Genomic DNA, 12,877 nt, shown 5'->3' on the forward strand with positions numbered 1-12,877 from the left:
AAGAGATGGAACCCGCCTCGGGGGCACCGACCCCCACCACCTACGGCGTCGGGGCGCGTGTGTCGCTGCACCCGATGTCCGCCCGCTTCGTCGACATCATCCTGGGCGCCCTCGCGGATGCCGAACCCGCCAGGGGAGACCTCCAGACCAGCACCGGCGAGGTCAGCACCTTCGTGGGCGGTGACGAGTCCGGCCTGCTGCGCTACCTCACCGCGCTCGTGGGCGCCGCGGCGCGCCGTACCGGCGGGGAGCACCTTGCGGCGTCCGTGCTCCTCTCCCGCGGCTGTCCGGGCGAGGTCTCCTGCGACCTGCGCGGTGGGGCCTGGGCGTCCGACGAGCCTCTGGCCGTGGACGCCGTGGGCGTCACCGCGGTCGCCGAGTGGTCGCTGTACCCGCTGGTCGATGGCGCAACCACCGACCACATGGGCCCGATAATGGCCGCGATCCAGCAGGCCAAGGACGCCGGCCTCTACGACGGGTCGGACCACTACGTCACCCGCCTGCGCGGGGACGTCGCCGAGGTCCTCACCCTCGTCATGAGTGCCTGGCGCGCCGTGGGCGCGGACGTGCAGCACGTCACGAGCCATGTGTCCCTGTCGATCAACTCACCCCAGGAGCAGCGATGACCCACCAGACAGACCACACCCAGCCCGTCCGCGCGCCGAAGACCGCCGGCTTCGGGCTCAAGGAGATTCTCGCCCTCGTCACGCTGGGCGTGGTGTTCGGCTTCCTGTACTACCTGCTCGTCCAGGGCTGGAACGCCCTCGCGATCGCGCTCGGGCCCCTCGGCGACCTCGCCCAGAACGTCCTCATCGGGGGCTGGTTCGTCGTCGCGCCACTGGCCCTCTTCGTGGTGCGCAAGCCCGGCGCGGGCCTGGTCGCCGAGGTCATGGCGTCCGTCATCGAGGTCGTGTTCCTCGGCAGTCCGGTCGGGCCGATCCTGCTGCTGTCGGCGACGATCCAGGGGCTGGGCTCCGAGGTGGGCTTCGCCCTGTTCCGCTACCGCCGGTACGACCTCCTCGCGTTCCTGGTGTCGGGCTTGACCACGGCCGTGTTCAGCTTCGTCTACGCGACGATCCGGTTCGGCTGGCTGGGGCAGGCGCTGTTCGAAACCCGGCTGGTGCTGCACCTCGCCTCCGGGCTGGTGTTGTGCGGCGTCCTGGGCTGGCTGGTCGCGCGGGCGCTCCTGCGCACGGGTGTCCTGCGCGACCTGCCGGCCGGACGTGCGGCGTCGCCGCGCCGTGGCTGAACAGATCGCCTTGGCCGCACCGCTGGCGCTGGAGGGCATCACGGTCGCCCATGACGGGAACACCGTGGTGGACGGGGTCAGCGTCGAGGTGCCCGCCGGCGGCATCGTGGCGCTGACCGGCCCGTCGGGTTCGGGCAAGTCGACGCTGCTCGCGGTGGCGGCGGGGCTGGTGCCGCACGCCCGCGCCGGCGACCTGTGGGGCGGCGTCCGGCACGGCGACCGGGATGTCACCCTCGACCCACCGTGGGAGCGCGCCGCGTGGCTGGGCTTCCTGGCCCAGGACCCGGCGTCGTCGTTGTGCCTGGCCCACGTGCGCGACGAGCTGGCGCTGCCCCTCGAGAACGCCGGCCTGCCCCGCGAGGCCATCGGCCCGCGGGTGCAGGCGGTCGCCGGACGCCTCGGCATCACGCACCTGCTCGACCGCCGCACGAACCAGCTGTCGGGCGGTGAGCAGCAGCGCGTGGCGCTCGCCGCGACGCTCGTCGCCGAGCCGGAGGTCGTGCTGCTCGACGAGCCCCTGAGCATGCTCGATCCGGACGCTGCTGCGTCGGTCGCCGCGCTGTTGCGTCGCGAACTGGGTCGGGGCGGACCCGCCGCCATCATCGTCGAGCACCGGGCGCGTGAGCTCCAGCGGGCGGGGCTGCTCCCGGACGCTGTGGTCCGCCTCGGCACGCCTGCAGCGGTGGAGCGGGACCGCAGCGCTGGGCGTCCGGGAGAGGTCGTGCTCGACCGCACCCTGACCGGCGTGCGCCGCGAGCCTGAGGGCCCAGTCGTCGTCGACGGCGCGCATGTCAGGCTGCGCGCCGGTTCAGTGACGGTGCTCATGGGTCCGAACGGGTCGGGCAAGACCACGCTGCTGATGGCGCTGGCGGGGGTGCTGCCCGGCGTCCCCGCGGCCGGGGCCGGCGAGGTGGGGATGGTGTTCCAGCGTCCGGAGAACCAGTTCATCGCCACGACCGTTCTGGCCGAGGCAGCGTACGGGGCGTCGGTCGAGCGGGCGGAGGCGCTGTTGCGGCGCGTGGGGCTTGCCGGGCTCGAGGACCGCAGCCCCCACACGCTGTCGCTGGGCCAGCAGCGCCGGCTCTCCGTGGTGGCGATGGCGGTCCAAGACCACCCCGTGCTGCTGCTCGACGAGCCGACCTTCGGCCTCGACGACGCCGGTGTGGCGGCGGTGGAATCGCTGGTCCGGTCGCTGCGCGACGAGGGGCGGGCGATCCTGCTGGCCACGCACGATAGGGAGCTGGCCGACCGGCTCGCCGATGCGCGGCTTGAGCTCGCCGCCCGCACCACGGACGACCGGCCGCCGGCCCCGGACCGGGTACCGGACTCGTTCCTGGCCCGCTGTTCCCCGGTGCTGAAGTTCCTGGTCACGTTCTGGGCCAGCGTCGGGCTCCTGGCCACCACCGCCTTCTGGCCGGTGCTGGGGGTCTGGCTCGCGGCCGCGGCTGCACTCCCGGCGCTCGCCCGCGTGCGGCTGCGCCGGGCGCTGAGGTTCCAGGTGCCGGTTCTCTGGTTCGCGCTGTCGACCTTCATGGTCAACCTCGTCAGCCGCCCCGGCGAGCCGCTGGCCGGCTGGGGCGGCATCGTGGTCACGGCGCCGGGGCTGGAACTGGGGTTGGCGCTGGCCGCACGAACGCTGGCGATCGGCGGCCTGGCTTCGATGTTTGTGCTCAGCACGGACGCCGTGCGCTTCGTCAACGCCGCACATGTGCAGGCGCGGCTCCCGGCCAGGTACGCGTACGCGCTCCTGGCGGGTTACCGACTGCTCGAGCTGCTCCCCGACGAGTGGCGCACCATCCGCGCGGCCCACGCCGTGCGCTCGCGCCGCGTAGGGGTCGGACGCCGCGCGTGGCTGTCGGCCTTCGGACGGTCGGCGTTCGGGTTGGTCGTCGTGGCCCTGCGCCGCGGCCAGCAACTCGCCGAAGCCCTGGAGGCACGGGGCCTGGGACGGACGCCTCGCACCGTGTGGCGCCCGGTGCGCTGGGGCTGGCGCGACATCCTGCTCGCCGCGTTGGCCGGGGCCGGGGCGGTCGTGGTGGCGATCGCGGCGGTTGGTATCGGCGCCCGCTGACCACGAAGGGGTCTTTCAACATGGCCTCAGCCGACCACGTCCCAACGCTTGCCCGCTCCTGGACGTGGTCGTCAGAGGAGGGACAGCCGGACGACGGGGCGGTCCGTACGCGTCCGCAACACCTCGACGAAGCCCTCGTCGGTGAACATCGAGAGTGCACCGTGGTAGAGGTTCGAGCTGGGGACCTTCCCGCCCTTGGCTGCGACGTCGACCGGGTGGGCCTCCAACTGGGTGGCGCCTTGGTTCTTGGCGTATTCGATCGCTCCGGCCAGCAGCGCGCGTGAGACGCCCTGGCGACGATGACCCACACGGACCACGAAGCAGGTGCAGCGCCAGATACCGTCCGAATCGAGGCTCGCCGTGGTCCGGCTGGTGGTGATGCGGGGGAAGGACGCCCGCGGCCCAACCTGGACCCAGCCCACCGGCTCCGGGCCCCGGTACGCGAGCAGGCCGGGCGGCGGTTGGTGGGTCACTTGAGCGCACAGCGCCTCGCGGTTGCGTTCGGCAGACTCCTCGTACGAGCGGCCCGTGGTGAGGAAGAACTGGCAGAAGCACCAGGATGGGTCACCACGGGTGCCGAAGACGACCTCCACGTCCGGCCAGCGCTCGGCTGAGACGGGGACGACTTGGATGGGCTTGCCCATGGTCTCGGGCTCGCGGTCGGGCATCTGAGCGACGAGGCGCTTCGGTGCGACCTGGCGGTAGGCGTCGGTGAGCAGGTCGGCCAGTTCGTCCCAGTCAGGCTCGCGGTCGAGCCGGACGCCGACCCAGCCGCGGTGGCCGACGTACGGCGGACGGAAGAACGTGTCTGGACGGCTCCCCACGAGGACTTCCTGGACGCCGGGGGCCGCCGCAATCCAGAGGTGCGGGTAGTCGATGTCGTGGTGGCCGTCGAGCCAGGCGGTGGCGAAGGAGGTCTTGTCGCGCACGAACCACGTCGGCGCGCCATGGCTGGGTCGTTCGCTCACTTCGGGGAACGACTCGCAGATCGTGCGCAGCCTCTGCAGCAGCGCGGCCATGGGGAGATGGTAAGGCACGGATGCGTCAGCTAATCCCTCCCATTTTCCCCGAAATTGCGAAACCCATTCGGGACGAGGCAATTCCGGTACTGTCCGGCCATGATGGTGGTTCGGTGGCGTGGGGGCGGCCAGGACAGGCTGTACGTCAAGGACGACCGAGGCATCAACGCCGGCTGGTGCGATCTCCTGAGCCAGCAGGTCCATCCGGACTATGAGGGCAGTGAACTGCTCCTTCACGTGGCCTTGCAGCAGTGGTACTCAGACCAAGGGCCGGAGGCGGATCCGACGCCCATCCAGGCCCCTGCTGCGCCCGAGCCTTCCGCTCCGCCTCCCCTGAGAGGCGCGTCGAGCGCCCACTTCCCACCCCCGGCCGGGAAACCCCTGGTGGACTTGGCGAGAAATTCGCCCGGGCTTCAGCTGCAGGGTCAGATCGCGCAAGCTCATGCTGAGGGTCAACGGCCTACATTGCTGCGACGAATCTTCCTTGGCAAGCACGCTTACTCGACGTGGGAACGCGGCGCCATCGGAGAGCGAAAGGTGGCGGCCGAACTTGAGAAGCTCGTCGCCCGGGATCAGCGTTGGGTCTTTCTGAACTCCATCCCTGTCGGTGAGCATGGGGCAGACATCGATCACCTGGTTATTGGCCCGGCCGGTGTGTTCACGCTCAACGCCAAGCACCACCCCAAGGCGAAGATCTGGGTCGCCGGCGACACGTTCATGGTCAACGGAACACGCTGCCCGTATGTCCGCAACAGCCGTCATGAGGCCCGTCGGGCCGGCCGTCTCCTCTCAGCTGCCATCAACGAGGACGTCGTTGTGACGGGCATCGTCGTGCCTGTCGATGCGAACTCAATGACGATACGGGAATACCCGGAGGACGTGCTGGTCATCAACCGAAAGCGCCTGGTCGGCCTCTTGGAATCATTCCCCGAGACCCTGACTCGTGCCCAAGTGGACCGCCTGTACGCGCGCGCAAGGATCAGCTGGACGTGGGCGGGACCGGAGGCTCGCACTCGACGTCAGCGGCCCTCCCGCCCGATGTGAAGTACCAAGACCTGGACCCTCCAGAGCCCTGGGGGAACGCACCACGCCTCTCTGCTTGCTAAGGGCCTGTACGGCGCCACCCCCACGCTGTTCACTCCTGTCTGACATCCTGGCCCGGTGGACAGTGAAGTCGCCCCCGACTCGTTGGTTGAAGGTCTCTACGACGCGGTCGAGACGCAAGCCCTGGATGAGGCGGTAGCCGAAAGCACCTTTCGAGCCACCTTGAGGAAGTTGGGGGTTGACGAAGAGATCGACGTGCTGTCTCGACATGTGATGTCGTCCCTCACAGGTCGGCTAGCTCAGACCAAGCCGGACCAGCGCGTTGATGTTGTCAACGAGGTTCTCGATCACCTAGGACTGCCCGAGCAGCGCGTTACTTCACCTCAAAGACTCGTGGCCCTTCGCCGCCCCGATCAGTTGGGCACTGAGGCTCGCTACTCGGATGCGCCGGTAACTCCACTGGGCCAACCGGCCCTGCTGACCAACACCATCGGCGAGCCGGCACTCGGCACTGAGATCCGCACCGAACTCGGTAGCGCCGATCGCGTTGATCTGTTGTGTGCGTTCATCAAGTGGCACGGTCTACGCACTCTGGAGAAGGAACTGGACGCAGTACGCCGCCGGGGCGTGCCGCTGCGTGTCATCACGACCACGTACATGGGTGCGACTGATAGGCGCGCCCTGGACCGTCTCGTCCGTGACTTTGGAGCCGAGGTCAAGGTCAACTATGAGGTCGAGCGCACTCGACTTCACGCGAAGGCCTGGCTGTTTGAACGCAACACCAACTACGACACCGCCTACGTGGGCTCGTCGAACCTATCCAAGTCAGCGCTGCTGGACGGAGTCGAATGGAATGTCCGGCTCACGACAGTCGCGACACCACACCTCCTGCGAAAGTTCAAAGCCACCTTTGATACCTATTGGCAGGATCCGGCCTTTCAGTCCTATGACCCTGCTCGCGATGCCGGGCAACTTGACCTGGCCCTGCGTCAGGCAGGGGGAAGTGGCAGTGACCGCGCGACGATTACTTTGTCGGGGCTGGAGGTTCGCCCCTACCCCCATCAAGTCCAGATGCTGGAGGAACTCTCAGTAGAGCGCGAAGTGCACGGAAGACATCGCAATCTGCTCGTGGCAGCCACGGGGACAGGCAAGACCGTCATCGCGGCGTTGGATTACAAGCGCCTTGCGGACGCCGCAGGCAGAAGACCGACCCTCCTCTTCGTAGCTCATCGCGCAGAAATCCTGCACCAAGCTCTGCGTACCTACCGGGAAGTGCTTGGTGATGCCAACTTCGGCGAGCTCTACGTCGGCGGCGAACAACCCAGTCAGTGGCGACACATCTTCTCGTCGGTGCAGTCCTTCTCGCCGCAGGCGCTCGGACAGTTCGCTCCACAGCAGTTCGAGGTCGTCGTCATCGACGAGTTCCACCACGCGGAAGCGGCGAGCTATCAGCGGATCATGGAACATTTCGAACCGTTGGAGCTGCTGGGACTGACAGCAACGCCCGAACGGGCGGACGGCGTGGATGTGCGCAAGTTCTTCGACTACCACGTCGCCTCCGAGTTGCGACTCTGGGATGCACTTGCTGCCGACCTTCTCGTGCCGTTTCACTACTTCGCCATCGCCGATGGTACGGATCTTTCACACGTGGCCTGGACCCGTGGCAGGTACGACCCCAGCACCCTGGAGGGGATCTTCACAGGGAATGATGCACGGACGAGAATCGTCCTCAGAGAACTGGACGACAAGCTCACCGACGTGCACCGGATGCGCGCGCTGGGCTTTTGCGTCGGGGTCGGACACGCAGAGTACATGGCCCGGGCGTTCAGGGATGCAGGCATTCCGGCACTGGCACTCAGCGGCAGCTCCCCCAAGAACGTGCGAAAAGAAGCCCTAGGCCAACTCGCCCGTCGGGAGATCAACATCATCTTCACTGCCGACCTCTACAACGAGGGAGTGGACCTCCCTGACGTCGACACCGTGCTCTTCCTCCGCCCGACGGAGAGCCCCACCATCTTCTTGCAGCAACTCGGGCGCGGTCTCCGCCGAGCCAAGGACAAGGCCGTGCTCACAGCGCTCGACTTCGTGGGGAACCACAACGTCAACTACCGGTTCGACCAGCGCTTCACCGCCATGACGGGCATCCCCCGCGGTCACTTGAAGACTGCGATTCAGCAGAAGTTCCCCTTCCTCCCTGCCGGCACTCAGATCATCTTGGATCGACAGTCTGAGGAACTGGTGCTGGAGAACATTGCGCGCCAGGTGTTCTCGAACTGGAGGACCCTCACCACCCGACTGCGCGACACGGGGGATGTCACGCTCGCTACGTTCCTCGAGGCCGAGGGCCTTGACTTGAGTGACATCTTGAAAGGCCACAGTTGGACCGAAGCCCGCAGGGGTGCTGGCCTTCCCACACGGGTCGGCGGCCCGAACGAGACTTCGCTGCTCAAGCGGGCCAAAGTGCTGGCGCACGTTGATGACCGTGACCGGTATGAGGCGTACCTGACACTCCTGGATGATGACGCACCGCGCTATGAAGATCTCGACGCGCCGGTGCGGCAGTACGCCGACATGTTGCTCTTCTCGCTCTGGCCGTCGATGCCGTTCGAGTCCCTGTCCGGGGCGGCATCGGCTTTGCGGCAGGAGCCAGCTGTCCGCGACGAACTCGTTCAGGTCCTGGCCATTGCCTTCGCCCAAGCGCGACATATCGCGCGCCCTCTGAAGGGAAGCCTCGCGCTCACCCCGTTGCGAAGTCATGCTCATTACAACCGTGAGGAGCTCATGGCTGCCCTCGGAGAGGCAACCCTGACGCGTAGGCCTTCCGCGATGCGAGAAGGCGTCCTCTACTCACGGAGTCGCGCCACGGATGCCTTCTTGGTCACGCTCAACAAGGACGCCAGCTCCTTCAGCCCGACCACGATGTACCGCGACTATGCGCTCAGTCCGACCCAGTTCCACTGGGAGAGCCAGTCAACGACGAGCGCAGACTCGCCCACGGGTCGCCGCTACATCAACCACCGCGAGGCCGGAACACAGATCCTGCTCTGCGTTCGTAACAGCGGGACGAACGCCTTTGGTAAGGGAGCCCCATACCTGCTCTTGGGAACCGCCGAGTACCTCTCTCACCGCAACGAGAAGCCCATCGAGTTCGTATGGCGACTCGATCGGCCCATGCCGGAAGATCAGTTCATCCAGGCCACCGTCGAGGCCGGATGATCAGAACAGCGAGACTCAGCACCCATCCGGAATCGACCTAGGCAGCGCGTCCGCGCGAACCACAACGCCGGGATCGCCTGGGATATGGCCTCGCACCCGCGAAGCGAACGGACCTGCGATCGCGTACCCCGGCACGCCCACGGGGTTGTCGTCCATGAGCTCGACTGTGTTGCCCGTTCGGAGGTCGGCCAACAACACGCGCCGCGCCTGGGTGACGAGCGCGAGGTTCCCACTGAAGGAAATCGCTTGGTAGTCGCCCTTCAAGAGAGCGCGGGACTCATTGGTCTCCAGGTCGTACACCCCGACCTCCTCAGAATCCGGCTTCGGCCTGTAGAGGACCCACTGACCACTGCGATCAAGTCGGTCAAGGTCCCGCACCGCGTCGGGAATGGGTTCCGGCTCCTTCGTCCGGGAGTCGTAGGTCTCGTATTCGCCCGGCCTGTGGAAGATGTGCACCTGGTCGTTGGACGGTCCCGCGACGAAGGCTCCGGTCCCTGCATCCAACACCTGACGCGGCTTGGCGCCGGGCGCGTCCAAGGGAAGCTCCATGATCGAGACGCGCTGATGTTGGGGTGGTGCGTCGTGGGCGCCTTGAGCCTGCGGCCACCGCAACGTGTCGCCCTGGAACCAGATCGGCAACCGCATGTAGTCGCCGTCCCCCGCGTAGGACCAGTCCAGCACCGTCCGTGGTTGGGCCTTGCGACCGTCCTTGACGAACACCTTGACCGAGCCGAGTTTGCCCTTCGAGTGCGAGTACTCGCCGTAGATGACCCTCTCGCCTGTCAGGTCGAAGACGATGGGGTTCGCCCCCTGGCTGAGCTTCGGCAGGGCATAGGAGTCGCCACCCAGACCGTCCGGGAAGACCCGCAGCACCACGCGTCCGTCGACGGTCCCCCGGGCCACCGTCCCGTCGTCCGCAGGCGCATCACAGACGGGTCGGAGCCCAGAATCTTCGGCAGCGTGACCCGGGTGGTCAAGGCGTCACGCCAAGCCGTCCGGATCTCCTGGCAGGACAGCGCGGGGGTGGGTGGAGGCGTCAACGAGGGGGTGGGTGCGGCAGCTGGAGTGGCCGCCGGCGCGTAGCGCGTCCGCGGATCTGGCTGGGCGACGGGATGGGGAGCGGTTCTGCGGTGTAGCCGGTGAGCAGATCGCGGAGTTCCTCTTCACGCATGGTGGTGCTCCTTGTCGTCTTCGAGCAGGACGCCGAGGCGGACGCGTCCGCGGGAGAGCCACACGCGCACGGTGCCCGGCTGGGCACCCAGCTCCTCGGCCACGCGGTCGACCGGCAGGTCGGCGAGGTAGTGGAGGACGATGGCGTCCCGCTGGTTGGGCGGCAGCTCGCGGATGGCGCGCTGCAGGCTGACCCGGGCGTCCGAGTCGATGGCCTTGGCGGCCGGCTCGAACTCCAGCGTCGTGTGACGACGCTTCTTGCGCCAGCCGTCGGTCAGCAAGTTGCGGGCGACCGTGCGGATCCAGGCGTCCGGGTGGGGGTGGCGTCCGAACTCACGTCGCCTCGACCACGCCCGGACGAACGCCTCCTGCACGGCGTCCGACCCCTCGTCTCGGTTGCCCCACATGGCCGTCACGTGGCCGACGAGGACGCGGTACTTCGTTGAGAAGTACTCGTCGAATGCGTCGGCGTCCATGGGGTCCTCTCGTCGGTCGTCCCCCACCCAACGTCCCGTGATGCCGATGCATATTGCGCTCGGTGAGGGCCGGTGTTCCGTTGTGGGGTGAGCCAGTGGTCCGGTGGGCGGTGAGCCACGGCGACGGGGCGCGGTGGACCGTGGCGGCGCTCGGGTTTTCGTGTGGGACGTTCGTCGCGCCGTGCCGTTGGGGTACGGCGTGACGAGAGGAAGTCGCCTTCATGGTCGACTACAAACAGATCCTTCGGCTGCGAGCTGAGGGGGTCAGTCAGCGTGGGATCGCGGACGTGTTGGGGTGTTCCCGTAACACGGTGGCGGCGGTGTTCACTGCGGCGGACTCGGCGGGGGTCGGGTTCGAGCAGGTGACGGACCTCGGGGCTGACGAGGTCCGCCGGCTGTTGCTGCCCGAACCGGCCAAGCCGGACTCGGACCGGGCCACACCAGACTTCGAGCACGTGCACCGGGAGCTGGGACGGCCGTCGGTGACGCTGCTGGTGTTGTGGAACGAGTACGTGGCCAACTGCCGCGCCACCGGCGAGGTGCCCTACCAGTACTCGTTCTTCAACGAACAGTACCGGCGGTGGGCGAAGGCCACCGGCGCGTCGATGCGGATCCAGCGCAACCCGGGCGAGTCGATCGAGGTCGACTGGGCCGGGGACCCGATGGCCTACGCCGACCCGCTGACCGGCGAACCACGACAGGGGTGGGTGTTCGTGGCCGCACTGTCGTATTCGGCCTACACGTATGTGGAGGCGTTCCCGGACATGACGCTCGGGTCGTGGATCGACGCGCACGTGCACGCCCTGGAGGATTTCGGGGGTGCTGCCCGGCTCCTGGTGCCGGACAACCTGCGGACCGGGGTGTCCCGGTCGGACCGCTACGAGCCGGCGTTGAACCCCGCCTATGCCCGGTTGGCCGAGCATTACGGCACCGCGGTCATCCCGGCCAGGGTGAAACGTCCCCGCGACAAGGCAGTGGTCGAAGGGAGCGTCCGGTTCGTCGCGGGGCAGGTCGCGGCGGTGCTCCGCAATCGGCAGTTCGTCGGGTTGGCCGAGTTGAACGAGGCCATCTTCGCCGAAGTCGCTGCCATCAACGCGCGTCCGTTCCAGAAGCGGGAGGACTCCCGGCAGATCGTGTTCGAACGCGACGAGAAGCCACTGTTGCAACCGCTGCCGCCGGTCCGGTTCGAGTTGGCCGAGCTCCGCAAGGCCAAGGTCGGCCCGAACTACCACGTCCAGGTCGACAAGAACTTCTACTCCGTCCCTTCCCGGTTGATCGGCCAATCCCTGGATGTGCGCCTCACCACGAGCATCGTGGAGGTCTTCGACGGGATCGAGCGGGTCGCGTCCCACCCCCGCTTCCAAGGGGTGTCGGGCCGGTATGCGACCCTGCCGGCCCACATGCCCGCCACCCACCGCAGCCGACTGGTCGACTGGACGCCGGAACGATTCGAGCAGTGGGCCGCCACGGTGGGCCCGAACACCCAAGCGGCGATCGGGGCGATCCTGGCGTCCCGCCAGATCGTCGAGCAGTCCTACCGGTCCTGTCTGGGGGTGATGTCGCTGGCCACCAAGCCCGGCGGCATGGCCCGCCTGGAGGACACCTGCACGCGGGCGTTGGCGGCCACCCCCGCCCCCTCCTACACGCTCATCAAGAAGCTGTGGACCGGCTGGACCCCACCCACCCAAGCCCCGCCGGCCCCCTCCCTGGGCGACGCCGGCTATGTCCGCGGCAGCGACTACTACGGGAGCCGAGCATGATCGATGTGGAAACCCTCACCCGCTTGAAGACGATGCGATTGTCCGGGATGGCCGAGTACTTCGAGAACCTCGCCGACACCACGACCGCCGCCACCCTGACCGGTCCAGAGTTGGTCAAACAGGCCGTCGACTGGGAATACGAGAGACGCCGCGACAGCAAGCTGCACCGGCTCCGCCGCCAAGCCTGCCTCGCCCAACCCGCCGCCGACCTGACCGACCTGAAAGCCATGCCCGGCCGCAGCATGGACCTCGAGCTGATCCACCGGCTCGCGGTCGGCGCCTACCTGGTCAAGCACCAAGACGTCATCCTGCAAGGACCCACCGGCGCGGGGAAGACCTACGTCGCCTGCGCGCTGGGGAACAAGGCCTGCCAGCAGTACCGCAAGGTGCTCTACCTGCCCGCCGGGGAACTGTTCGACCGGATCACCATCGCCGAACGGACCGGGGACAAGAAGCGCTGCCTCGACACCCTGGTCAACGTCGAGTTGTTGATCATCGATGACTGGTTCCTCACCCCGCCCACCCGGGTCCAGGTCCAGCAGTTGCACACCCTGATCGACCGACGACACAAGACCGCCTCCACGATCTACTGCTCCCAGCTACCACCGGGCCAGTGGCACGACCGGATGGAAGAGAAGATCCTCGCCGACGCCATCGTCGACCGGATCACCACCAACGCGCACGCCACCGTCCTGGACTGTGACGACTCCCTGCGCAAACACTTCACTCACCTGCAGTAACCACAGCGCTGGGGCGGCCCAAGCGGCCGCCCCAGCACCATGGCAACCCATCCCGTCGACGTGGCCCACCGATCCCCGGAACACTGGCTCACCCCCCAGCGGAACACCGGCCCTCAGCAAGCGCAATATCCA

At 67.6% G+C, this 12,877-nt stretch carries 10 protein-coding genes; 7 read left to right on the forward strand and 3 right to left on the reverse strand.

Annotated features, from left to right (window positions below; all coding sequences use genetic code 11):
• Positions 1 to 5 precede the first annotated feature (5 nt).
• Genes AC5YDV_RS12160 through AC5YDV_RS12170 form a run of 3 tightly spaced genes read left to right on the forward strand, consistent with a single transcriptional unit; the run spans position 6 to position 3,320 of the window.
• The gene (locus tag AC5YDV_RS12160) at positions 6 to 626 is read left to right on the forward strand and encodes a YkoF family thiamine/hydroxymethylpyrimidine-binding protein (protein WP_496183597.1); all 621 of its coding nucleotides are present in this window, start codon (positions 6 to 8) and stop codon (positions 624 to 626) included.
• A complete protein-coding gene (locus AC5YDV_RS12165; protein ID WP_496183598.1) occupies positions 623 to 1,249 on the forward strand; it encodes an ECF transporter S component in 627 nt (208 codons plus the stop codon). The genes AC5YDV_RS12160 and AC5YDV_RS12165 overlap by 4 nt, the downstream gene beginning before the upstream one ends.
• Entirely contained in the window at positions 1,242 to 3,320 is a 2,079-nt protein-coding gene (locus AC5YDV_RS12170) for an ATP-binding cassette domain-containing protein (protein WP_496183599.1), read from the forward strand. Before AC5YDV_RS12165 ends, AC5YDV_RS12170 begins: the two co-directional genes overlap by 8 nt.
• A 71-nt stretch (positions 3,321 to 3,391) precedes the next feature.
• Here AC5YDV_RS12170 and AC5YDV_RS12175 read toward each other — a convergent pair whose 3' ends face one another.
• Positions 3,392 to 4,339 (reverse strand): GNAT family N-acetyltransferase, encoded by a 948-nt coding sequence (locus AC5YDV_RS12175; protein ID WP_496183600.1) that lies wholly within the window; start codon positions 4,337 to 4,339, stop codon positions 3,392 to 3,394.
• A 465-nt stretch (positions 4,340 to 4,804) separates the two neighbouring features.
• Between AC5YDV_RS12175 and AC5YDV_RS12180 the strand changes: the two genes are divergently transcribed.
• Both AC5YDV_RS12180 and AC5YDV_RS12185 read left to right on the forward strand, forming a co-directional pair.
• Positions 4,805 to 5,383 carry a nuclease-related domain-containing protein gene (locus AC5YDV_RS12180; RefSeq protein WP_496192496.1) on the forward strand — a complete coding sequence of 193 codons (579 nt, stop codon included), beginning with the start codon at positions 4,805 to 4,807 and terminating at the stop codon, positions 5,381 to 5,383.
• Positions 5,384 to 5,500: 117 nt separating this feature from the next.
• Entirely contained in the window at positions 5,501 to 8,599 is a 3,099-nt protein-coding gene (locus AC5YDV_RS12185) for a DEAD/DEAH box helicase (protein WP_496183602.1), read from the forward strand.
• A 15-nt stretch (positions 8,600 to 8,614) separates the two neighbouring features.
• Here AC5YDV_RS12185 and AC5YDV_RS12190 read toward each other — a convergent pair whose 3' ends face one another.
• Positions 8,615 to 9,502: a hypothetical protein gene (locus AC5YDV_RS12190; protein WP_496183603.1), complete on the reverse strand. Its 888-nt coding sequence runs from the start codon at positions 9,500 to 9,502 to the stop codon at positions 8,615 to 8,617.
• A 260-nt stretch (positions 9,503 to 9,762) separates the two neighbouring features.
• The gene (locus AC5YDV_RS12195) at positions 9,763 to 10,245 is read right to left on the reverse strand and encodes an RNA polymerase sigma factor (RefSeq protein WP_496183605.1); all 483 of its coding nucleotides are present in this window, start codon (positions 10,243 to 10,245) and stop codon (positions 9,763 to 9,765) included.
• Positions 10,246 to 10,466: 221 nt separating this feature from the next.
• Here AC5YDV_RS12195 and istA point away from each other — a divergent pair, with 221 nt between their 5' ends.
• Positions 10,467 to 12,005 carry an IS21 family transposase gene (gene istA / locus AC5YDV_RS12200; RefSeq protein ID WP_496181550.1) on the forward strand — a complete coding sequence of 513 codons (1,539 nt, stop codon included), beginning with the start codon at positions 10,467 to 10,469 and terminating at the stop codon, positions 12,003 to 12,005.
• Positions 12,002 to 12,745 (forward strand): ATP-binding protein, encoded by a 744-nt coding sequence (locus AC5YDV_RS12205; protein WP_496181551.1) that lies wholly within the window; start codon positions 12,002 to 12,004, stop codon positions 12,743 to 12,745. The genes istA and AC5YDV_RS12205 overlap by 4 nt, the downstream gene beginning before the upstream one ends.
• Positions 12,746 to 12,877 lie beyond the last annotated feature (132 nt).

This window comes from Propioniciclava sp. LT432 (genome assembly GCF_059515965.1).